This is a genomic window from Streptomyces sp. YS415, from assembly GCF_023544665.1.
In the GTDB taxonomy this organism is placed as follows: domain Bacteria; phylum Actinomycetota; class Actinomycetes; order Streptomycetales; family Streptomycetaceae; genus Streptomyces.
In genome coordinates, this window is the sequence record NZ_JAMJFL010000057.1 from 1 (window position 1) to 21,114 (window position 21,114).

General features: G+C 67.1%; 21 protein-coding genes, 1 tRNA gene and 1 pseudogene. 10 read left to right on the top strand and 13 right to left on the bottom strand.

The features are described from left to right. Positions 1-197: 197 nt before the first annotated feature. The 6 genes from M8H82_RS35350 to M8H82_RS35375 form a co-directional block, all read right to left on the bottom strand. On the bottom strand, positions 198-1,400 hold the full coding sequence (locus M8H82_RS35350; RefSeq protein WP_250079662.1) for an IS110 family transposase: 1,203 nt from the start codon (positions 1,398-1,400) through the stop codon (positions 198-200). A gap of 869 nt (positions 1,401-2,269) precedes the next feature. Beyond that, entirely contained in the window at positions 2,270-3,043 is a 774-nt protein-coding gene (locus M8H82_RS35355; protein WP_250079664.1) for a hypothetical protein, read from the bottom strand. A gap of 293 nt (positions 3,044-3,336) precedes the next feature. Then, positions 3,337-3,912 (bottom strand): RNA polymerase sigma factor, encoded by a 576-nt coding sequence (locus M8H82_RS35360; protein WP_250079667.1) that lies wholly within the window; start codon positions 3,910-3,912, stop codon positions 3,337-3,339. Next, positions 3,909-4,154 carry a hypothetical protein gene (locus tag M8H82_RS35365; protein WP_250079669.1) on the bottom strand — a complete coding sequence of 82 codons (246 nt, stop codon included), beginning with the start codon at positions 4,152-4,154 and terminating at the stop codon, positions 3,909-3,911. The genes M8H82_RS35360 and M8H82_RS35365 overlap by 4 nt, the downstream gene beginning before the upstream one ends. A 1,016-nt stretch (positions 4,155-5,170) precedes the next feature. Continuing rightward, the gene (locus M8H82_RS35370) at positions 5,171-5,680 is read right to left on the bottom strand and encodes a hypothetical protein (protein ID WP_250079670.1); all 510 of its coding nucleotides are present in this window, start codon (positions 5,678-5,680) and stop codon (positions 5,171-5,173) included. 43 nt (positions 5,681-5,723) lie between these two features. Further along, on the bottom strand, positions 5,724-6,170 hold the full coding sequence (locus M8H82_RS35375) for a hypothetical protein (protein WP_250079672.1): 447 nt from the start codon (positions 6,168-6,170) through the stop codon (positions 5,724-5,726). Between M8H82_RS35375 and M8H82_RS35380 the strand changes: the two genes are divergently transcribed. From M8H82_RS35380 to M8H82_RS35395, 4 genes are all read left to right on the top strand, one after another. Continuing rightward, entirely contained in the window at positions 6,169-6,828 is a 660-nt protein-coding gene (locus M8H82_RS35380) for a 3'-5' exonuclease (protein ID WP_250079675.1), read from the top strand. The two genes, M8H82_RS35375 and M8H82_RS35380, sit on opposite strands and share 2 nt — an antisense overlap. 73 nt (positions 6,829-6,901) lie before the next feature. Continuing rightward, complete coding sequence (locus tag M8H82_RS35385) at positions 6,902-7,717, top strand: hypothetical protein (protein ID WP_250079676.1); 816 nt, start codon at positions 6,902-6,904, stop codon at positions 7,715-7,717. Positions 7,718-7,939: 222 nt separating this feature from the next. Next, a complete protein-coding gene (locus M8H82_RS35390) occupies positions 7,940-8,164 on the top strand; it encodes a hypothetical protein (RefSeq protein ID WP_250079678.1) in 225 nt (74 codons plus the stop codon). Between the two features lie 1,257 nt (positions 8,165-9,421). Then, a complete protein-coding gene (locus M8H82_RS35395) occupies positions 9,422-9,754 on the top strand; it encodes a hypothetical protein (protein ID WP_250079680.1) in 333 nt (110 codons plus the stop codon). Positions 9,755-10,016: 262 nt separating this feature from the next. Here the strand turns inward: M8H82_RS35395 and M8H82_RS35400 are convergent, their stop codons facing one another. From M8H82_RS35400 to M8H82_RS35425, 6 genes are all read right to left on the bottom strand, one after another. Beyond that, positions 10,017-10,493 (bottom strand): hypothetical protein, encoded by a 477-nt coding sequence (locus tag M8H82_RS35400; protein WP_250079682.1) that lies wholly within the window; start codon positions 10,491-10,493, stop codon positions 10,017-10,019. 93 nt (positions 10,494-10,586) lie between these two features. Next, a complete protein-coding gene (locus M8H82_RS35405; RefSeq protein ID WP_250079684.1) occupies positions 10,587-10,796 on the bottom strand; it encodes a hypothetical protein in 210 nt (69 codons plus the stop codon). Between the two features lie 265 nt (positions 10,797-11,061). Next, positions 11,062-11,391 carry a transposase gene (locus tag M8H82_RS35410; protein ID WP_250079686.1) on the bottom strand — a complete coding sequence of 110 codons (330 nt, stop codon included), beginning with the start codon at positions 11,389-11,391 and terminating at the stop codon, positions 11,062-11,064. Next, positions 11,327-13,519, bottom strand: a complete 2,193-nt coding sequence (locus tag M8H82_RS35415; RefSeq protein ID WP_250079688.1) for a hypothetical protein — start codon at positions 13,517-13,519, stop codon at positions 11,327-11,329. The genes M8H82_RS35410 and M8H82_RS35415 overlap by 65 nt, the downstream gene beginning before the upstream one ends. Continuing rightward, positions 13,516-14,703: a tyrosine-type recombinase/integrase gene (locus tag M8H82_RS35420; RefSeq protein ID WP_250079690.1), complete on the bottom strand. Its 1,188-nt coding sequence runs from the start codon at positions 14,701-14,703 to the stop codon at positions 13,516-13,518. Before M8H82_RS35420 ends, M8H82_RS35415 begins: the two co-directional genes overlap by 4 nt. 76 nt (positions 14,704-14,779) lie before the next feature. After that, on the bottom strand, positions 14,780-15,274 hold the full coding sequence (locus tag M8H82_RS35425; RefSeq protein ID WP_250079692.1) for a hypothetical protein: 495 nt from the start codon (positions 15,272-15,274) through the stop codon (positions 14,780-14,782). Between the two features lie 481 nt (positions 15,275-15,755). Between M8H82_RS35425 and M8H82_RS35430 the strand changes: the two genes are divergently transcribed. Beyond that, on the top strand, positions 15,756-16,196 hold the full coding sequence (locus M8H82_RS35430; RefSeq protein ID WP_250079693.1) for a hypothetical protein: 441 nt from the start codon (positions 15,756-15,758) through the stop codon (positions 16,194-16,196). 817 nt (positions 16,197-17,013) lie between these two features. On the opposite strand, the gene M8H82_RS35435 is transcribed toward M8H82_RS35430, so the two are convergent. After that, positions 17,014-18,315, bottom strand: a complete 1,302-nt coding sequence (locus tag M8H82_RS35435; protein ID WP_250079696.1) for a pentapeptide repeat-containing protein — start codon at positions 18,313-18,315, stop codon at positions 17,014-17,016. 94 nt (positions 18,316-18,409) lie between these two features. Here M8H82_RS35435 and M8H82_RS35440 point away from each other — a divergent pair. The 5 genes and pseudogenes from M8H82_RS35440 to M8H82_RS35460 all read left to right on the top strand — a co-directional run. After that, positions 18,410-18,576: pseudogene (locus M8H82_RS35440) on the top strand (LexA family protein); the annotation flags it as partial. A 54-nt stretch (positions 18,577-18,630) separates the two neighbouring features. Then, a tRNA-Trp gene (locus M8H82_RS35445) sits at positions 18,631-18,707 on the top strand. Between the two features lie 76 nt (positions 18,708-18,783). After that, on the top strand, positions 18,784-19,527 hold the full coding sequence (locus M8H82_RS35450; protein ID WP_284049743.1) for an SOS response-associated peptidase: 744 nt from the start codon (positions 18,784-18,786) through the stop codon (positions 19,525-19,527). 108 nt (positions 19,528-19,635) lie between these two features. Continuing rightward, positions 19,636-19,821, top strand: coding sequence for a hypothetical protein (locus M8H82_RS35455; RefSeq protein ID WP_250079700.1), 186 nt, complete (start codon positions 19,636-19,638; stop codon positions 19,819-19,821). 12 nt (positions 19,822-19,833) lie between these two features. Further along, positions 19,834-21,086, top strand: a protein-coding gene (locus M8H82_RS35460; RefSeq protein ID WP_250079703.1) for an IS3 family transposase whose coding sequence is annotated in 2 segments (ribosomal slippage) — positions 19,834-20,116 and positions 20,116-21,086 — 1,254 coding nt in all. Because the reading frame shifts where the segments join, the coding sequence is not laid out codon by codon here. Positions 21,087-21,114 lie beyond the last annotated feature (28 nt).

A 21,114-nucleotide genomic window follows, 5' to 3' on the forward strand; every position in this document is an offset into this window, starting at 1 on the left:
GGTGCCCCTATGTCTTTGGTCAAGGTGGTCGGGTCGGTGTCTGGTGGGTCTGGCAGTGTGGCTGTCGTGAGTGATGACGTGTCTGTTCGGGGGGCGGCTGGTGAGGCCATGCGTCCGTGCGACTTCTGTGGTCACCCGGTCGTGATCGACTCGATCGACGAGCGTGACTGCCCGGTGTGTGGCGAGGGTGCTGAGGTTCAGCCCGAAGTAGTCGGCTGGGGTTCGTAGAAGGTTCCGTCGCGGAGCATCGCGAAGAGGACGTCGGCCCGGCGCCTGGCGAGGCAGAGCAGGGCTTGGGTGTGGTGTTTGCCTTGGGCGATCTTCTTGTCGTAGTAGGTGCGGGAGGCCGGGTCGGCCAGGGCGGCGAACGCGGAAAGGAAGAAGGCCCGTTTGAGCTGCTTGTTTCCTCTCCTGGACGGTTGTTCGCCGCGGATCGACGAGCCCGAGCTGCGGGTCGCCGGGGCCAGGCCGGCATAGGCGGCGAGGTGGGCGGCGGACGGGAAACTGGATCCGTCGCCGACGTCGATGAGGATCCGGGCTCCGGTCCTGACGCCGATCCCCGGCATGAACGTCAGGACCTTGGAAAGAGGGTGTGCCTCCAGCAGTTCCTCGATCCTCGCGGCCAGCAGTTTCCGCTGGTCAAGCACTGCCTGGAGCGAGCCGGCAAGACTGGGAACGATCAGGGCGGCTGCGTCCGTGCCCGGGACGACGACGGTCTGCTCGTCCAGCGTGGTGAAGATGTCCTCGACCAGCCGCTCGGCCATCCGCGGGGCCTTCGGACGTATCAGCGTCACCAGCCTGCGGCGTCCGGCCTTGCGGATCTGGGCCGGAGAGCCGAATTGGTCGAGGAGTTTGAGCACGGCCGGGTGCTGCGCTCTCGGGCCCAAGACCCGCTCCAGCGACGGGTGGATCTGCGTGAGCAGGCCCCGAAGCCGGTTGCTGATCCTCGTTGCCTCGCCGGCCAGGTCGTCATCGAAGCCGACGATCATCTCCAGCTCGGCGATGGTCTCGTCTTCGAGGTCGATCGAGCGGAGCGTGTGCGGCATGACGCGGGCCGCGTCCGCGATGACGAACGCGTCGCGGGCGTCGGTCTTGGCTTCACCTGGGTAGAGGTCCGCGATCCGCCGCATCGTCAGTCCAGGCAGATAGGCGACCGGGCAACCCATATCCCAGGCCACCGCCAGCGGCAGGGCCCCGATCGAGGCCGGCTGGTCGACCACCACGAGCACCGTTCCGTGCTTGGCCTGCAGCTTGCCGAAGGCCTCGCGGAGCTTCGGTTCGCTGTTGGGCAGCCGCTTGTCGAACGCCTTCTTCCCGGCCGGGGTGACGGCGGTGGCGTGGTGTTCGCCCTTCCCGACGTCCAGGCCGAGGAAAGCTCCGATCTCACTGATGTCGATCACGCGCGTCCTCCGGTCGTACTCCAGCCCGGCCGTCCCATGGCACCGATCGCCACATCCACACTACGAAGAGCCTCCCGAACTGCGGAAATGCACATCATGGCGCCCGAACCTCTGGGCGCCATTGCCGATCAGACCTTTCTCAGACTCCGACACCTGCGGGACCGCTTCGATGAACCTGATGTGAGCATCGATTCAGAGTGGTCAGCGGCCCAGAAAGCATTAGGCGAGGCCCTAGAGGCTCTCCAGCGCGCGATGCGTTCAGACCTCAGATCTCTGTAGACACGGGCAGCATCCCGGGCTTCGGCCACCGGCTGTGTCCATCTGGCAGACCCAGTCGTCGTGCTGGCAGAATCACGCTGGACAGCGAAAAGAGCGTGAGCTGTGACCCGATCTCGACCACGTACTCCTATCGCACGGTGACCCTCGGGACGATCGTCCATGAAGGCACCGACAGTGGCACCTCCACCAGCACGGTGCTCAATGAAGTGCCTCTGACAGCAGCTCGGTTCGTGCGGACAGTGCCCGCTCCTGGCCGCTTCTCTGTACGAGGAGCTGCTGCCGACGAGGACCGCCGCACAGACCGGCGCCCGGTCGACCTTCCCATCCGTTGCTGACCGGCCCGACGGCCGCGCCCCTGGCCCGGCGACGCGGGGGACGTCGTGCAACCGGTCGAAGGCGACCACCCGCCCGCGAGGAACGAACTGCCTCGAGGACCGCCGAAGGCGGAGGGCGGGACTGCCAGCGGACGCGGCAAGAGGGCCCGGAAGTTCAGAGGCAACGGGATACCCGGCTTGGAACGACGGCCATGCGAATGGGACCAAGCCATCCGTGCGCTCCTTGCCCTGGGTGCCGCCAGCTTCCAGTACGTCTTACCGTTCGGCGTGGTCGCGGATGGTGGCGGTGCCGGACCGGACGATCCAGGTACCGCTGCCGGGCGGAGATTCGTCCGAGTGGGTTTTGAGATCCTCGACGTCGATGGACGGCGGCCACAGCGTGGTGTGTTCGGACCAGTAGATGCCGCGGAGGTCAGTGCCGGTCAGGTCAGCGCTGCTCAGGTCGGTGGCGGTGAAATCGTCCAGGAGGGCGTGCAGCGAATCCTTGTTGAGCATGAAGGGCTCCCGGTGGAGGGCCAGGCCGATGGCCCGCCCAACCTCGGCGGCACGTACTTCGACGATGACATCGCGGGCGCGGGTGAGGGCGAGGGCGTCGCCGTCGGCGAGGTCCAGGGCGAGGACGCGAGCGAGGCCGAGGACGCGGGCGTTGGCGAGGTCGAGGATGTCGGCGATGTCGCCGGTAAGACTATCGGCGGGTAGGGCGGCGATCTCGTAGGCGAGGGCCTCGGCGCGGCTGCGGGCAAGGTCGAGGATGTCGGCGAGGTCGCCGGGGAGGTCGTGGCCGAGGACGCCGATGCGGGCGCGAGCGCCGGCGAGAGTGCGGGCGAGGTCGAGGGCGCCGAAGACGGCGAGGCCGCCGGTATCGGCGAAGCCGCGGATGTCGGCGAGGTCGCCGGCGAGGTCGTCTGCGAGGTCGTCTGCGAGAGCGAGGACGCGGGCGAGGCTGAGGTCGCGGTCGCGGCCGCGGGCGCGGGTGAAGGCGAGGGCCTGGCTGGCTGCTTTGACGTCGGGGTTGTTCCGCAGGGTCATTCGGTCTGCGGGGCTGAGCCTGCGGAGGAGTGCCGCTGTATCGGTGTGGTGGGGTGGTGTGTCGTGTGTGTCAGCCGGTGGGGTTGGGGGAGTGGGGAGGATGGCGGCAAGGCCTGCTTCGGTGTCGAGGACCGTGTCGAGGTTGTCTGTTGCAGTGTCGTGGTGGGAGTGGAGGAGGATTTCGCGTAGGCCTGCTTCGGTATCGAGGAGGTCGTCGAGGGCGTGGGTCAGGGCGTGCTGATGCTGGGTGAGCCAGCGATGTGCGGCATGGTCGTTGGGGCCGAAGTGGCGGGTCACTCTTCCTCCTCCCGTGCCCTGAGGTAGGCGGCTGCGGCGCGGCGGGCCTTTTTCAGATTGGCGCGTACGTTCTCTGCCGGCAGACCGAGGTGGTCTGCGATGTCGGTGGGGGTGAAGCCTGCCAGTGTCCAGGCCAGGACCTGGCTCTGTTTCATCGGCAGACTGCGCAGGAGGGGTAGCGCGTCGTGCTGAGCCTCCCATTCCGCGATGGCGTCGGGGCGGGGCAACAGGGAGGTGGGTTCGGCTACCTCGCCGACGGGTTCTTCGACGGAGGCGATTTTGCGCACGAGCGCGCGTGAAGCGGCTTTGTGGACCCAGGCTTTCGGATGGGTGATGCGGTCCCAGTTCCGGTAGGCATCGGTCATGATCTCCTGAGCGATGTCGGCGGCCACTTGCACGGCGGCGCCGTGGTTGATCAGGAAGCCGGTCAGGGGGCGGATGTTCTCGCGATAGAAGGCGGAGAACTCGTCATCCGTCTGCTGCCGGGCGTGGTGGCGTTGGCCCGGCGGGCCGGGGGGAGCGGGCGCGGCCGCATGGCGGTCGGCGCTGTCCGCCGGGTCATGGCTGCTCACGCTGCCTCGTCCTCCCCTGGAACCGGAGTGCGGGTGATGTTCACGTGCAGGCGGTGGCCATCGCCGTCCAAGTCATCGAGCTCCACCTGGCCGTCCGAGATCACCGTCTCGGTGACCTGGAGAAGGTATCGCTGCCGTTGCTGTTCACGGCGTGCCCGCCAGCAAAGGTGGATCCAGAGTGCCAGCAGCGTGCAGACCTTGGCGATGACGCTCGAGACGATGACGGCCGTGGTCGGGTCCATCAGGGATCCCCCCTTGCTCGTGTTGCGGACCCGTCCTCAAGGCCGGGCAGGAGTTAAGGGGGCGAGAAGCTCATGATCGTGAACTCGTGGGCCGGACAAATTGATGTCGCGGGTCTTCGCGGTATCGGGTGGGTCCCGTGTGCGGCTTGAAGACAAGACTGTTTCCACTTCCGCCCCGGCCCCGGTCACCAGCCCCGGGTGCTGAGCAATCGCCGCTCCCGGCCCCGGTGTGCCGTGCTCCGCGGCCGGGAGCTCGCCGTGCTTCGGGTTCAAGGCCTGCTCCACCGGCGTCTGCTCCCGGTGTGTGGGTCGACGGCGAAGGGGATGATGCCGCCATGGCAGATGAATCAAGACGACCACTCAGCGAGCTCCGTGAAGGCGACACAGTCCAAGCCACCATCACGAGCCATGAGCCATGGGGGCTCATGGCAGAGCTCAGTGGGTACGAACCTGTGGGCGCCTCACTGGACATGATCCGTCGCGGCAGCGAACTCGGAGTGCAGCGCCTTGCCCAGGAGCTGCCGCATGTTGGAGCGGCCGTTGACCTCGTCATAGGCCGCGTTCGTACGTGGCACCACAAGCCGTGGATCTGGGTGGATCTCACGGCGGGCGGCCAGAGCGAAGGCTGACCCTGCCCCACGCCCTGACCGCCCGCCACAACCTTGTCTGCTCGCGGGGGAGGCGGGGGATGCGGCCGGTGCCGCGGCCGCGTACGCCGAGCGGCTGGGGGCAGGACGAGGGTGCTGGGCCCCGACCACCCCAACACCTTGGCCGCCCGCCACCAGCTGGCCTACTGGCAAGGGCAGGTGGGGGACGGGGCTATTGAGTAGCCGACCCATTGAGGTGGTCCCGTGTCCCGCCCCTGAGCGAAGTCGTGCGGTTCGTCAGCCTGCAACCGGAATGCCATGATCGTTTTCGGCATTTTCTGCACCGGAACTACTTACGCCCGTTGAGGCCCGTGGGTTCAGAGAAACCGAAGTCTCTTCAGCGGGAACTCGCGGGTCGGTCCGTGTGCATCAGCTGGGCGAATCCGTGGGTTCGGCGGGAACCGTGGGGTGGGCTGCGAGGCGGCGGGCTTCGGCGGTGACCTCGGCATCGACCTGGTCCACGGTTCTGTCGCCGTATTCGAGGATGTCGTACTCGTCGTCGAGTTCAGCGAGGCGCTCGGTTAGAGGCAGCTCATGTCCATAGCGCTGGTGAATCCGGAAGGTGAACTCCCGAGGCGTGAGCTCTCCTGCGAGCATGCGGCGTGCGAGGGCTCGGGCGGCGGCTTCCTGACCGGCCTCGCTGCCGACCGGATAGAAGGCGAGGCCGAGTTCGTCGAGTGCTGCGGGAAGCAGGTCGTGGACGTCGTAGTCCGCCTCGCCACGCGTGCAGGCGGCGAGCATTCGAAGGCCGGGGGTGTCGAGTCCGGCGACGAGCGCATCACAGGCGGCATTCACGACATCGCTCGCGCGGATTTCCCTCATGCTCCAGAGAGCGGCATGGTCTTGGAGAGCGATTGCTGCTGCTTCAGTCGACGTCACTCGTCCATGATTCCCTTCATGCTGCGTCCTGGTCGAGCAGATTTCATCGAAGGTGCTGTTCAGCGGCCTGTTCCAGCAGAGATCGTGCGGAGTCCGCGTAGCGCATCGCGGTCTTCTCGTCGAGCCCGAAGACCTCCGCGAGATGCAGTGGGTCAGCCCCGTGGGTCAGGGCCTCTTCGAGCTGCCGGTCAACGCGAAGCCGCTCCAAGGTGGTGTCCTGCCCTCGAAGCGGAGCACTGAGCCAGTGGTTGCTGGCCCGGCCGGTCGTGTTGGCGGTCTGGTGGTTGATCAGCAGGTGGAGGTTCGCGGTGCTCGGCCACCGGCGCCGCCGGTGGTCCAGCCAGTCCGTCAGAAGCTTCAGGGTGAGGTCGTCGAGAGGCCGGGCGCGTCCGGCGATGGTCAGCCTGCGGTTGCCGAGATCGACCGTTCCTTCGCGGCCGCGTACGGGGCAAGTCGCTGAACTGCGATTTTCGCCCTGAACAGAAGGCATGGACGACGCCGTCACGCAGGCTCGCGACGCCGATGGGCGCTGGCACGTGCAGTCGCTCCGCGAACAGCACCTCCGGCTCGACGATGCCATCCGGGCCCTGCACCGGCCCGTCTCCTGGCCGATCGAGCAGGAACGCGTTCGACGGTGGGCCCGTGGCATCCTCTCCGACCCCGAGCTGGTCGTACTCGACGTGCAGACCACGGCGCCACACAACCCCTGGGCCGTGCAGATCGCCATGACGGACCGCTTCGGCGACGTGCTCTTCAACGAACACCTCAACCCGTTCGCTGCCATCGCTCCCACAGCGACCGCACTGCATGGGATCACCCCAGGACAAGCGGCGGCCGCGCCAGCCTTCAGCGCATTCGTTCCTCGTCTTTCCCGGCTCCTGAACGGCCGCCGGTGCCTCGCCTACAACGCGTCCTTCGACCGCGGAGTCCTGGAGCGAGAGCTGCGCCGGCACTTCCGCAATACAACCCGAGCCCAGACATGGCTGGGCAATTGCACATGGGTAGACGCCATGCGGCCGTACGCTGCCTGGAAGGGCCTGTGGTCAGCTCACCGTTGCTCCTACCGCTACCAGGCCCTGGGCAGCAGTTACGAGGCAGTCAAGAACTGCCGACTGCTGCTGACCACGGTAAGACAGATCAAGCAGTAGACCGTCACAGGCCCCACCTGTTGGAGACGATGCGTGCAGGGGCCCGGCTGGAACGAGGAGGCGCGGCACTGCGATGGACACCGGCGACCAGGCTGAGTCGAACTCGTCGAATTCCCCAGGGACTGGGCGGCACGGGCGGAAGTGGAAGACGATTGAGCGGCTACTAGGGGCGCTGGCAGCATTGATCGCTGTGATCGGCGGCGGTGTGTGGGCGGTCAAAACCATCACCAAGGACTCCGCAGTGGAGGAAGAGCAGAAGCTGGTGCAGCAGCTGAGACCGGGGCACACCTTGGACCGCGCGATCGAGATCATGGACGACAAGCCTCACTTCACAAAGAGGCTGGCATCCGGTAACCGGGTCTACCAATACAACCGGACATGGGAGCGCATCCAGCTCTTGGTGGACCCAGAGAACATCACCGTACTATCCGTGGGGATCTACGCGGACAAAACAGAATTCCGCCCCTCGTTTTCGTTCGGACCGCTACGGCTGACCATCAACCGCACTCCGTACCAGGAGGCATTCGGCGACCCCATGTTCGGCTACTGCGGGGCCCACTCCGGCAGCTACTTCGAGTACCGCGAGAGCCTGCCTGATTTTGCAGGGGGAGGCAGCGTAGCTGTGGGCATCCACGACTCCCGCCGGGGCAACACCAGCATGAGGCCGGTGTGCGCAGGCCTCGGGAAAGCCCCGGACGACTGTGTCCTCCCCAGCGAGTTCCAGGAAGCCGACGCCTCTACCCCCGACCACACGGCGTGCCTGACCTCCCCTCCCGCAGGCGACTTCCGGAAGAGCACTCCCATCGCCGCATTGGTTATCACCAAGCAGCTTGGAATGACGGAAGACATGTTCCAGTCCCCATACGAGGTGAGTTTCGGGAACGACTGACCGGACCCCTCCCTTCTCGTGGACTGGCCATCGGTGCCGGGAGGGGTCGGCAGGGAGAGCCCGCCCACAGATGTCAGCCCGGCCGTCGTGACTGCCGAAGCGGGCCTGCGGAAACGCAACCTGTCCTGAGACAGCTGGGCGCCCGGCTCCTGATGCTCAAAACGACCACCTCCGCCAGGTGCGGACGGTTAGCCTGCACCCCTCACCACTCCTGGGGGCATCGTGAAGTACTTCTGGCTGCTACTCGCCCTGCTTCTCACTGCGCTCACCATCGGCGGCATCGTGAGCATCTCGCGACGCGGCGGACCCCTCGAGACGGTGCTCGTCGAGGCCGCCTTTGTCGCCGCCCTCGCCGCCGGAGCGTGGCTGAGCTGGAAGCGCACTGGGACCGGCCGGCGCACCATCACCGATGCCCAGCCGTCCGAGAGGCCCTGGCGGCAGCAATAGCGCCGCCAGAACGGGGAGCCTGGCAGGGCAGACACGTTCGGGTGGCACGACGCGGCGGACGGTCAGAGGGGAACACGTAGGAGAAAGCGCCATACCGTCCGAGTATGAGCACTGCGAAGACGGTCTACTCCCAGTCCGAGGCCAGCCGCCTCCGTGACCAGCCGTGCCCCCACTGCGGCCACATGGGTCGCATCAGCTGCCGACCCGTGCCAAGCCTGACCGACAGCGTCGACCCGGACGTGTCCGTCCTCTGGCACTGCCTCGATCCTCTCTGCGTGGGACGCGACGGCTTCTCAATCGAGAGCCAGTAGGGGAAACGTCAGAGCCCGATCTCCCGCAGGCGCCGGTCCAGTTATCAGCGTCGCGGGTAGCCATAGAAGACGGGACCACCGACGCGAGGTCCCGCGCTCCGAGCAGGACGGGGTTCACGGTCAGGGTGCGGGTGTGACCACAACGACTGTCTCTTCGCACGGTTCGTCGGCGAACACCTTCAGTGCCTCCAGTTCGGCAGAGTAGTTGTCGGCCCCAAACGAGGCCTGCCTGGTCCTATCGACTGCTCGCAAGTCTCAGTGGCGGCCAGCCGCTTCAGGGTCGGCGGGATGCCGCCCAACTCGGCGACGAACGTGGCGACGTCCTAGGCGGCGGCGTCCAGGATGCTTAGCCCGCTGGGGTCGTAGTCGCCGATGTTTCTCCGGGGCTTCACGAGTGTGCGAGGGTAATCATCGCAGCTCAGAGGCGGTCCTGAAGATCATAGCGGGTGCAACACATGTGGTGCACGGTTTCGGTGAACCGTCACTCCTGCATCCGGATCGCACGGATCTGGAGGCGAAGAAGGTGCAGGGTGAGCAGGGCCTGAGCGAGGGAACCTTCGGCGCCGTCCAGAGCAACAAGCGCGTGGTCGGCCTCGGGGGGACATCGGTACAGCCATTGGCTCTGAGAACGATCACGGTCGGCTAGCACACCGGTTGGAGTCTCGGCCGCGGTTCGTAGAACGATCGCAGGGCCGGTACCGGCGCTGGCTACCGGCCGGACTGTGATGGCTCTTCGTCTGCCCGCTGTATTGATGTCCCTGCGCCCGCAGTCCGGGTGATGCCCTCAGGGCGTTAACCGCGTCATCACCTGAGCCTTCGCTACACATAGCGACTGAGGGGGTACTTTCTGTGTTGCGGGAGGCATTTGCGTCCGCTTGCCGGCTGACCAGGCAGGCGTCTCACGTGGAGGGAAGCCCGCACCCCACACACATCCAGGAGGCATGACATGGCGAAGACGATCACCGGAGAACTGCAACTAGAGGGCGACCGGCTCACCTTCCAGGGCATCTGGCCGGGCGAGGGGGGCGATTACCAGTACAACCTGAGGCTCCAGCTGCGGGACTACCGGGGGGACCTCAGGGAGGTTCGAGACGTCACCGTGACAACACACGACCACCTGCACGGCTTTCAGGAACTTTCCGGCACCATCGGCCGGAACGCCGTGGAGCTTGTCTCGGATGACGGGACGACCAAAATCACCGCTGCCCTTGCGTACCCTCTCGAGGGAGAGCACAAGGTGAGCGGGAAGGGCGAGTGGATGATGCGCCAGGCGTTCTGAACGAGAAGCTCCCGCCGGCCGGCGGGCTCGGCCCGGGGAAGTCATGGCGTGGCACAGCTCGGTGCGCCCGGACCCGCGAAAGCGGCTCTCCTCGGGGCGCACGTACCGCGGCGGCGTCGGGAACCGGGTTCAGCACGCTCCCGCCGACGGAACCATGATTGTTCCCAGCGTCAACGGCTGTACCGACGTTCCCCGAGACCGGAGGGGCCCCGCCAGGCTGCGCGGCAGTCATCGAACCGGAATCAAGATCGGCCAGTTGTCGCTACTGGTCGTTCCGATCCTCCCCGAGGGCCTGGTCCAACCGGTCCTGGTCGACGTGGTCCTGGGCGTCGATGAATTCCGCGGCGGCCATGGTGCTCGCTGCGGCTGCGGCGATGCCGAGAGGTTCGGCAGCGTCCTCGTCGTCAGGGTCGACGTCGGCGAGGATCATGGGGATGTCGAACGTCGTGCGGCGAAGGCGGTTGGTGAGCACGGCGCGGTGGATAACACGGTCAGCGCTCGTGTGCTGCCAGCCTTGCTGAAGTCCGTGAAGGGAGAGGGGCGGATCCTCCATCGGGTCGACCACGGTGGCGGTCTCGGTCTCGACAAGCCCGAGCAGGGCGCCGAGGAGTTCGGGGACATCCTGTTTGATCAGGCCGTTGGGCCGTACTTCGGGGTCGACGACGTGTTCTTGTCCCAGCGCGGCGAGCGCCCTGAGCATCTGGTCGATTGAGATCGGGGTGACGTTGTCCAGGCCCATGGTGTGCTCCCCTGTCCGTAGTGGTCCCAGGGTCCCATCGGAGCCCGCCCGCAGGGGCGGGCTCCGGTACAAACCGTGGATTTCGGTGGAGGGTTAGCTGGGTTCGGCGGCTGCCGCGCGATTGAGCTGGGCCATGAGTTCGCGGTTGGCCCCGCGGGCGGCAGCGAGGTCGTCGTCTCGCTCTTGCAGCTTCAACTCCAGGTCGATCAGATGCTGTTCGAGCGTGGTGATACGAGCCTTGAGCTGCTCGGAGTCGTCAGGCCCTCCGATGCCGGACTCGCGCCAGACCTGGTCGCCCAGCACTTCGCTGAGGCGCTGCTCAAGTCGGCGGACCTGGGCGCCGAGACGGGCCGTGCGAGCATCGGCGGCCGCGAGGTCGGCCTTGAGCGATGCCCTGCTGACGGCCGGGCCGTGGCCACCGGGCGTGGCGGCCGGTTCGGCGGCCTGAGCGTGGATCTGGGCGAGGAGGTCGCGGTGGCGGCGAGAGCCGCCAGCACGCGTTGGCGGCGACGTCCGGTGTCAGCACGCCGGCCTTCGAGCATGGCCTGGACGGTGGGCTGGGGGGCTGTCATGCGGGTCGCTCCACTCGGAGGTCGGGCAGGGGCTGGCGGATGCGGGGCATGCCGAGGAAGTTCTGCCGCATCTGGCGAACGGTCACGGCAGCCTTCTGGATCTCGGTGCGTTCGGCCTCGGTGAGCGTCTCGACGTCGTCAGTGACGCGCTGGATCAGGGCGCGGATGCGGGTGATCTCCTCATCGGAAGGGGTGGCCTCGGCGCGGGCCCAGTCGTCGGCCTCGGCCATCGACTTCAGCTTCTCCCGTTGCCTCAGCAGGTCATCGAGGTAGGTCCGCAGGTCGGGGAGGTAGGAGACGTCGGTGGAGAAGTGGTCGCAGCCCACGCAGCGGAAGCGCAGTGGGCAGGCTCCGCCGCCGGCGGCAACGTTGGTGGGTTCGGAGCAGGTGCCGAAGGGGACGACGACCGCGCCGATGGCCCGGCGTGTGCGCTCGGCGTCGAGGACTGTGGTGACCGTGCCCCAGATGCGCTTTCCCTGGCGGTCGAACTGCATCTTCCTGACGCGTTCGACCGCCTCGCGCAGGCGAACTTCCTTGACCCGGTAGTACGACCTGGTGGTCTCGTAGCTGTCGTGGTCCATGAGCTCGGCCAGGACGTCGATGGCGACACCGGCGTCCGCGTGGCGCTGGGCGAAGGAGTGCCGGTAGGTGTAGGGGAAGATCTTCTCCTTGTCGAAGACGGTGCCGTCGTCGAGGACAAAGTCGGGCAGGGACTCGACCCACTCGCGGTGCATGGCGCTGAGGTGGTTGGAGTCGATCGACCGCTCCCCGCGCAGGTTCAGGTTGGGTGGGCAGCAGGACCAGCTTCGAGGGGGTGCGGTCGGGGAAGCGGGCGCGTACGCGTTTCTGCTGGGCGATGATCAGCTTCGCGGTCGGCTCGTGGATGGGCAGCTGGCGCCCGATCCGTTGTTCCTTCCAGTTGTTGTAGAGCAGCACCGGCTTGCCCTGGCCATCCCGGGTGAGGCAGTTCAGCTCCAGGCGGCAGATCTCTTCGGGCCGGCGGCCCGTGTCCATCAGCAGCTCGACGCTGAGGCGCATCTCGTAGCAGGTCATCGCCTCGAAGGCGTTCAGGTGGGTGCCGAGCTGGCGCAGCACCTCGGCGGGGAGGTCCTGGCCCTCTTCCGAGGGCTCCGGTGGCTTGGGAACGTCCTCGCGGGTGATGACGAAGTCGTCCGGCAGGCCCGCCAGCGGTTCCCCGGGGCGGGTCAGGCCCATGGCCCGCCCTTGCTTGAGCACGTTGCGGGCCTTGCTGATGTAAGCGATGCGCGTGAGCGTGCTCATCTCGTCGTTCGTCTCCAGGGACGACATCCTGTTCAGGAAGTTCTCGATGTCGGCGCGGGCCAGCGCGGCTTTGTCCAGGCCGCGGTCGGGCCGTGCGCGCAGGGTGTCCGAGAGCTTGACCAGGCCGTGAAGGTGCTGCTGCGCGTGCGAGGCCGAGCTCTTGGAGCGGACCTTGGAGAGGTAGTCGCGGGCCCAGCGTTTGCCGCTCTCCCTCAGCCAGGGCTGGTGGATGTCGGTGAAGACGAGGTAGCCGCGGTGCCCGAAGGCCACCAGGTCCCACTCGTCCTTGGCGTACTCGCCCTCGGGAGTCTTCGCCGCCCGGATCGCGTAGATGCGGGTCCGGTTCAGCAGGCGCAGGGCGTCGCTGTTCGCGGCCGGGTCGGGGACGTCTTCGAGGCGCTGGGCGAGCGAGGGGCGGACCGTCTTGTCGATCAGGGCGCGGAAGTTGCCGGCCTCGGTGCGGGCGCCGCGGTGGCAGCGGTGCTGGAGCCCGAACAGCAGCTGAGCAACGACGAGTTCAGGCAGGCTTCGAAAGCTGATCTCGATGCCGTAGCTGCCCGACGGCGCCGTCCGCAGCCACATTTCCTCGTCGAATCCGGGCTTCCGGCGCAGGGCGGGCAGAGATTTCCCGTGCGGATGGCACAAGCGCGTGCCGAACTCGCTGACGGCCTGGCGGTTGCATGCGAGCACCGAGCAGTCGCCGAGGCCGGGCAGGCCCTTGATGGCTGGGTCGGCGAGGAACTCCTCAAGGGTGCCGCCGTGCTTGATCTTCTGCCAGCGGTGGGCGCGGCATACCGGCTCCGCCCCCGAGTTGTTCCACGGACGCTCGCAGCCGGAGACGCGGCAGGTCCCGGTGCCCAGGTGCAGGTGACGCGAGATGCGGGGGATCTTGATGAACTCCTCCGCCGGTATCCCGGACTTGCGGTGGCGTGAGTAGCACGTACTGCACAGCTTCTTCCCCCGCACCGGGGACTGGCAGTTGGGCACGGGGCAGTGCCTGCCGCCCATGGTGGGATGGCCTTCGGGCGTCATGACGCGGCGTTCGGCGTCCCAGCCGGCCTCGGTCAGGAAGTCCTCTCGGATCATCGACCACAGGAACGTCGTCAGCTCGGCGTCGGAGGCATCGGGGCCCGGACCCGGTTCGTCGAGGACCGGCGCAAGGAAGGTCGTCACCGGGCACCGCCCGTGAGCTCGCGCGGCGAGGGAACCGCGTTCACCGCGTCCCGCAGCCGATCCGGGGCCGGCGTCAGATAGGGCTCCGCGCTGGACAGCCGAGAGTGGTCCAGCAGCGCGGCGATCTCGTCCTGGCCGCCGCCGGCGTCCGCAAGGTTGCTGCCCGCCGCGCGCCGCAGCATGCGCGGCGTGACGTTCCTGCTCAACCCGGCCCGCCTGGACAGCCGCCCGAACAACTCGGTGATGCTGTCCGCAGTCATCGGCGCACCGAGCGGCTCGGCGAACAGGTTCACCAGCACGAAGTCGCTGTCCGGGCCGTGCGGCAACTCCATCCGCTCCATCACGTACTGGTCGTAGGCGAGCACCACCAGGTGGTCGACAGGCTTCCACCGGCCCGGCGCCGCCGTCGGCTGCCGCTTCGCCCAGGCCCCGTTGACGTTGTCCCGCCGCAGCGTGTGCAGATGAGAGCCCTTCTTCGGGCAGCCGAGCGCCGAAGAGTCCAGCATGAAGTGCATGTCCTCGCGCCGCAACCCGGCCGCGCCTCCCGGACGCAGTCCGGCCCGGCCGAGCAGCAGCACGATAAACCGGTCCCGCGCGTTGCGGCACGCCAGGAACAACTCCACGATCTCGCGGTCCTCGGCCCGCTCACCCTTCTTGCGCGGGACCTGCACCCGGTGCCGGGGCCGCATCCGGTAGCCCGTCACATCCTCCCCGCGAGCCTGCTCCGGCAGATCCCAGTTCTCCGCGACCTCGTACATCTGGGCCATCACGTGCAAGGGGACCGTCTTCGCGGTGATGCCGTGCAGCAGGAACTGGCGCACTCCCGTGAGGATGTTCTGGACCCGGGCCGGCTCGCGCACGGCCTCGGCCCCGGGCCCGGGGTGCACCAGGCCGCTGCCCGAGGGGCGGTCGATGCCCGTGACCTGCTTCGTGCCGTACTTCAGCCAGACGATGAACATCCCCAGCTCCGCGGCCGCCACCCGCCAGTCGCGGCCCGTCCGCATGCACCAGCGCAGGTACAGCGCGATGTGCCCGGCGTACGTACGGGTCGTCAGCTCCGCCTGGTCCCGGCCGAACCGTACGTGCCGCAAGAACGCGTCCGCCTCCGGTACGACGGCCAGGTCCTCGTCCATCACGGTCCAGTAGCGGATGCCGGATGGGAGTTGAACAGGAAAGGCCCTCAAGGGTCTCCTCCGAATCTCTTGTGCAACGTGTCGCAACGATCACGACAGCCCCAGAGATGTTAGAGAAAACCCCAGGTCACGCAGCTAGCGCAGCGTCATGCCACACCCTCGGAAGCCCGGGAGAACCATGCTGAGCACGGTGGTGGGCACCTCGCGGTAGGCGATGCGGGCGACGGCATCGTGCTTGGCACAGACCGGCTCGAACCCGCCGGAAGCAGTAGACGACCACGCCGTACTGCTGGGTGACCTCGGCGACCGTCGGCATCATGCCCTGGGCCTCGATCCACACCTCGACCGCCCGCGGCTGACCCTCGTCCAGCGGCCGGGAGTAGTAGAACGCGGACGCCCGGACAGAGTCCCAGAACTCCGCCGGGCCGTTGTACCCGAAGAAGTGACCGGCAGAGGCGGCCCGGTCGTCGCGGATGGCATCCGTCGGGATCAGCCTCGCGCGGCGGGCCCGGTTGAGGGCCTCCTGCAGCCGGTCGTAGGCGCGTTCCTCCTCGGGATACCGGACGGCGCGGACCAGTCGGTAAAAGACCTGACGGGCGGTCACCGGCAGGTCGGTACTCATCGAGGACTGTACGGACCTGCTCGACCAGGCGCAGGGTGTCGGGCTTCGGGGAGTCGGCGAACCCGCGCGGGCGGGTGCGGCGGTAAGTGCGTCCCGAGACGGTGTTACGGCCTGCCGTGCTCATGGGCCCATCGTTGTACTGGCCGCACTGCTCTCGGTCCCGTACAGCGAGGGGGACGTACCTGGGGTATCGCCGAGATATTCGAAGGTGCTTCGGTACGGAGACAACCTCGGAGCGGAGTTTTGCGCAGGCTGCTGCGGGTGCTCGCGATGTCCGACACGATTGCCCGTTATGGACTCCGCCGTCATCGCCGCCTTAGTAGCAACACCCACGGCTGTCATCGCTGCTACGGCAGCATACGCGGCCGGGCGTGCGCAGGCCCGGGGAGCCCACCGAGGGCCCGTCGATGCTGTGCGACGGCAACACCAACGTGATGTCTATGCGCTTTTCGCGAAGGCTGCAACGGCGTACCGCGTTTCCATGGACCCGCAGTACGTGGCACCTCCCCCTGCAGTGGGGCGCGACCCCTCCCAGGTTGGCCGTGAGTTGCAGCAGGCGGCAGGGAGGATGCTTCGCCTCAACGCTGACGTTAAGCCTCTGCAGGACGCGTACGTCGTCGTGGAGCTAGAGGGACCGACGCAGGTCGCGGAACGCGCCCGGCGCGTCATCTCCACGGCTGAGGGCATCCGCATGCTGACCAGCCGGCCTTATCACCAAATCAGTCTGAGCTTGATCGCCAGACTAGGTGGGGTAGTCGACGCCCGTCTTGTTGCCGCCCTGACGGATGCTCACGCCAGGCTCATCCGCGATCATGCGGCTCTAACAGATGCTCACGCCGAACTCACTGCAGCTGTAACAGCCTTCTTGACGGCCGCCCGTAACCATCTCAACGGCGACCTGTCCGCCGAGCAGGGTTCCTGAACTTTGGATTGGCGGCCTTGCTGCCGGGGAGTGCCCCCGGCCCCGGCGCGACCAACTACCAGGCGGTCAATGCGATAGGCACTACGCGAGGGCAGCCGCGTGGCCTCCCGTGGGGAGCCGGGAGGCGCGGCGGGCCCTGTCGCAGGGGTGCAACGACAGGGCCCGAAAGAGGGTCCGCCGCCAGGGAGCAAGCGATCCCACAGCCACCACCATGCACCACAAACCAGCCACAGCGATAGAGATCAGCCACGACTTCCCGCAGGCGCAATGCAGCCCCGCCAAGGCCTCGACACTCCAACCAGGGGGCGCACTTCCTGCTCTCGTATCTACCTGCTCGATGCGTTGCTCGGGCATGCGGGGATCATCTGGCTTCGTTCACCCCAAGGGACAGCGCTTCTCGACGAGTTTCGACGGCGTGTTGATCAGCCCTGCTTGAGATGTCGACGAGAAGTGACGGCCGTGCGGTGATCGGGCTCGGCCCGATGTCTGTGACGCCGGCGTGGGCGGGAGTTGCCAAGGCCACGCGCACGGCTCCGTACGTGGTCACGGGCGGAAGGGTTGCCGTCCGCAAGCCGCGGGCGAATGAGGGTGCGGTGGCCAAGCCGAACTCTCCGGTCGTGCGGTACCTCCATCGCGGAGATCGGGGGACATCGTGTGTCAAAGCTCTGGCCCGTACGGCAAGCGGTCCGGCTTACAGTAAGTGCGGCCGAGGGGGCGTGTGGCGGATCGTCCGCGGTGGCCGGGTACCTGCCACGTGCCTAAACGTGCTTAATTGGATCGAATGCCACATAGTGCTGGGCCAGAACACCAGACGTGCTTAATTCTCGCTCGTCACTGGTCCAATTGATGTGGCGACGTTTGCTGGCAATTTGGTGTTTTCGCTGGTGTAAGCCGATGCCACCTGCATTGGGGTCAGCCCGATGGCCCTCGACAGGTCAGCCGCATGCAGGTTGGCCTTCGTGAGCGTCGCCCGGCCCAGGTCGGCATCCGTGAGCGTCGCCCCGGTCAGGTCGGCCTTCGTGAGCGTCGCCCTGTGCAGGTGGGCCTTCGTGAGCGTCGCCCCGGTCAAGTTGGCCTTCGTGAGCGTCGCCCCGGTCAGGAAGGCATCCGTGAGCGTCGCCCCGGTCAGGAAGGCATCCGTGAGCGTCGCCCCGCCCAGGAAGGCCTTCGTGAGCATCGCCCCGCCCAGGAAGGCCTTCGTGAGCGTCGCCCCGCGCAGGTCGGCATCCGTGAGCGTCGCCCCAGTCAGGTCGGCCCTCGTGAGCGTCGTCCCGTGCAGGTCGGCATCCGTGAGCGTCGCCCCGCGCAGGTCGGCCCTCGTGAGCGTTGCCCCGGTCAGGTGGGCCTTCGTTAGCGTCGCCCCGGTCAGGTCGGCCCTCGTGAGCGTCGCCCTGTTCAGATTGGCCTTCGTTAGCGTCGCCCTGTGCAGGTCTGCGCGGGTGAGGTCGGCTTCGGTGAGTTGGGCGCCGGTGAGGTGGAGTCCGTGGAGGTCGAGGGGTTCGCGGGGGTCGACGTGGGTGCGGGATTCGGCGCGGGTGAGGGCGGTGAGGGCTGCCTGGATGTCGGCTGCCGGTTCGTCGGGCAGGGGTTCGCTCTGCGGGTGGTTCTCAGGGTCGTCGGGGTTGGGCGGGGATGCTGCTTTGGGGGCACGCTCACGAATGAAGTGGCCGAGGACGCGGGCGGCGTCGGTGGCAGCTTGCTCGGGGGCGTCCTGAACGATCTGCTCAAGGGCAAGGATGCCGCCGATGCGTACGTAGACCTCGTCTGAGCCGAGGCGTTCGAGGGCTTTGGTGAAACGGTCGGTGATCTGGCCGCGCCGGGTCAGGCGGTAGGTGCGCGCGGTGTAGAGCAGCGCGATGCCAGCACCTAACGCGGCCGCGAACGCAACAACGGCCGTGCGCAGGCCGGTCACGAGCGCTGCCGAGCCCTTCTTCAGTTCGGCCTCATCGAGGTGGGCGGCGTCGATTCTGTAGGGGCCTTGCCAGATCAGCCAGGGCAGTACGCCGAGCAGAATGCATGCGCCGGCCAGGATCAGTGCCCACAGGCCCCAGCGTCGAGCGTGCTGCTTCAGCTGGGCTCGGGCTCGGCGCTTTTCAAGGGGCAGCGGCTGCTTTCTCATGCTTCGTAGATGCCGTTCTGGCGGTATTCAGTTGCAGCCGCTCGCCCTGGACGTGCTCGGCCTCGCCCACCAGGACAGTGCCGACCACCGAGACGACATCGTCGCCGCGCTCTTGGACGACGAGACCACCGTGAAGGTCTTGAAGCAAAGCGACAGGACGGACAGGTGTGGCTGATGCCGCGCAATCCGTCCTTCGAGCCAATCCCCGGCGACGACGCACGCATCCTCGGCAAGGTCGTCGGCGTCCTGCGGCTTCTCTGAGCAGAAATCCCGTAGATAAGAGCCGGTCGGTCATGCCACGCTGACTCCTACCGAAGGGGCGTAGCTCAGCTGGCCAGAGCGCCGGTCTCCAAAACCGGATGCCGCAGGTTCGAGTCCTGCCGCCCCTGCCAGACGAAGTCGGCGAGAGACCAGCGGCTCACCTCGCCAACGTCACACCGACGCCGACAGAAGTGCAAGAGTGGCGGTATGTGTGGTCGATACGCATCCACTCGCAGCCCGCTGGAACTGGCTCCGCTCTTCCAGGTGCCCGACGTCCCCGCGAAGGAGACGCTCGCGCCGAACTGGAACGTCGCCCCGACCGACGACGTGTGGGCCGTCCTTGAGCGCTCACCGCGCGGCGAAGAGGACAGCGACACGGTGCAGCGGGAGTTGCGGCCGCTGCTCTGGGGCCTGGTGCCGTCGTGGGCGAAGGATGTGAAGGTGGGCGCACGGATGATTAACGCGAGGGTGGAGACGGTGCACGAGAAGCCCGCCTATCGCCGCGCCTTTGCTCGGCGCCGCTGCCTTTTGCCCGCCGACGGCTTCTACGAGTGGGAACAGATCAAGGATCCGGCCACCGGCAAGGCCCGCAAACAGCCGTACTTCATCCACCCCCAGGACGAGCAAGTGATGGCCCTGGCCGGTCTGTACGAGTACTGGCGCGACCCGGCCGTCCAGCAGGACGACGACCCGGCCGCCTGGCTGATGACCTGCACCATCATCACCACCGAAGCCACCGACGCGGCCGGCCGTGTCCACCCCCGCATGCCGCTCGCCCTCACCCCCGACCACTACGACGCCTGGCTCGACCCCGGCCACCAGGACCCTGACGAGCTGCGGGCGCTGCTCGACCAGCCGGCCCAAGGCCGCCTGCAGGCCCGGCCCGTCTCCACCGCCGTCAACAACGTCCGCAACAACGGCCCCCAGCTCCTCGACGAACACCCCACGTGACACCTGCCAGCCTGTCTGTCAGTACATTCTCGGCACGGCGGAGGTTCTGGGCCAAGCGCGGCTTCACCCGACCGGGGCTCTGTCAGTGGCAGCATCTACCGTCAGGGCATGACCAGTTCGCCGAACTCCCCTGACCAAGCATGGGTGTTGCAGGTCACCATCTGGGCGGCGCCAGCCGCCGATCCGCAATGGAAAGCGCAGCTGAACCGGCTTCGCACGATCGCATCGTTCGACGACACCACGAAGACGTGGTGGGTGAACCGCTCCGGGTTCGGTAGGGACTCGATCGTTTGAGAGGATCGAGTTATGGCACGTCCTTCCCAATACCCTCTTGAGCTGCGCCGTCGTGCGGTGCGCATGGTCGCCGAGGTGCGGCCGGAGTACGACACCGAGTGGGCCGCGATGAAAGCGGTCGCCCAGAAGCTGGGCATCGGCACGACCGAGACGCTGCGCAAGTGGGTGCGGCAGGACCAGATCGACACCGGCTCCCGGCCAGGAACGACGAGCGAGGAGTCGGCCGAGCTGAAGCGGTTGAAGAAGGAGAACGCCGAGCTGAAACGGGCCAACGACATCCTCAAGGCCGCGGCGTCTTTCTTCGCGGCCGAGCTCGACCGGCCACACACACGCTCGTAGCGTTTATCGACGAGCACAAGGACCGCTTCGGCGGCGTCGAGCCGATCTGCCGGGTCCTCACCGAACACGACTGCAAGATCGCCCCCTCCACCTACTACGCCCACCACAAACGCCAGGCCACACCCGCGGCCCGCACCGTCCGCGACGCCGAACTCAAGACCCTGATCACTCAGGCGTACGAGGCCAACTACCGTGTCTACGGCGCCCGCAAGATCTGGCGGCACCTGAACCGGCAGGGCGTTTCGGTGGCCCGCTGCACCGTCGAGCGCCTCATGCGCGACATGGGCATCACCGGCGCGGTCCGTGGCAAGAAGGTGATCACCACCATTCCCGACGAGAGCGCTCAGCGGGCCCCGGACCTGGTGGACCGTGACTTCGTCGCCCCCGCCCCCAACCGCTGCTGGGTCGCCGACTTCACCCACGTCGCCACGTTCGCCGGCGTCGTCTACGTCGCCTTCGTCGTGGACACCTTCTCCCGCCGAATCGTCGGGTGGTCCGCGGCCACGTCGAAGGAAACACGCCTCGTCCTGGACGCTCTCGAGATGGCTCTATGGCAACGAGACCGGGACCAACGGCCGCACCAGAAAGGCAAGTTGATACATCACAGCGATGCCGGGTCGCAGTACACGTCGTTCGCGCTCGCCGAGCACCTCGACCGGGCAGGCATCGCCGCGTCCATCGGATCGGTCGGCGACGCCTACGACAACTCCCTGATGGAGTCCACGATCGGCCTGTTCAAAACCGAGCTGATCAAGCCCCGCCGCCCCTGGAAGACGCTCTCCGAGGTCGAGCTGGCCACCGCCGAGTGGGTCGACTGGTACTGCCACCGCCGACTCCACGGTGAAATAGGGCACATCCCACCCGCCGAATACGAGACCGACTACTACAACGAGACCGCAAAACACCAGGTCACAGTCAAGATCTAGAGTCTCGATCAAACCCGGAACGGTTCAG

Excerpts from the sequence above, each read along its gene's own strand:
- M8H82_RS35355 (WP_250079664.1), bottom strand. The coding sequence starts at position 3,043 with ATGACCCTGCGGAACAACCCCGACGTCAAAGCAGCCAGCCAGGCCCTC.
- M8H82_RS35365 (WP_250079669.1), bottom strand. The coding sequence starts at position 4,154 with ATGGACCCGACCACGGCCGTCATCGTCTCGAGCGTCATCGCCAAGGTC.
- M8H82_RS35380 (WP_250079675.1), top strand. The coding sequence starts at position 6,169 with ATGGACGACGCCGTCACGCAGGCTCGCGACGCCGATGGGCGCTGGCAC.
- M8H82_RS35375 (WP_250079672.1), bottom strand. The coding sequence starts at position 6,170 with ATGCCTTCTGTTCAGGGCGAAAATCGCAGTTCAGCGACTTGCCCCGTA.
- M8H82_RS35385 (WP_250079676.1), top strand. The coding sequence starts at position 6,902 with ATGGACACCGGCGACCAGGCTGAGTCGAACTCGTCGAATTCCCCAGGG.
- M8H82_RS35395 (WP_250079680.1), top strand. The coding sequence starts at position 9,422 with ATGGCGAAGACGATCACCGGAGAACTGCAACTAGAGGGCGACCGGCTC.
- M8H82_RS35400 (WP_250079682.1), bottom strand. The coding sequence starts at position 10,493 with ATGGGCCTGGACAACGTCACCCCGATCTCAATCGACCAGATGCTCAGG.
- M8H82_RS35425 (WP_250079692.1), bottom strand. The coding sequence starts at position 15,274 with ATGAGTACCGACCTGCCGGTGACCGCCCGTCAGGTCTTTTACCGACTG.
- M8H82_RS35430 (WP_250079693.1), top strand. The coding sequence starts at position 15,756 with ATGGACCCGCAGTACGTGGCACCTCCCCCTGCAGTGGGGCGCGACCCC.
- M8H82_RS35435 (WP_250079696.1), bottom strand. The coding sequence starts at position 18,315 with ATGAGAAAGCAGCCGCTGCCCCTTGAAAAGCGCCGAGCCCGAGCCCAG.
- M8H82_RS35450 (WP_284049743.1), top strand. The coding sequence starts at position 18,784 with ATGTGTGGTCGATACGCATCCACTCGCAGCCCGCTGGAACTGGCTCCG.
- M8H82_RS35455 (WP_250079700.1), top strand. The coding sequence starts at position 19,636 with ATGACCAGTTCGCCGAACTCCCCTGACCAAGCATGGGTGTTGCAGGTC.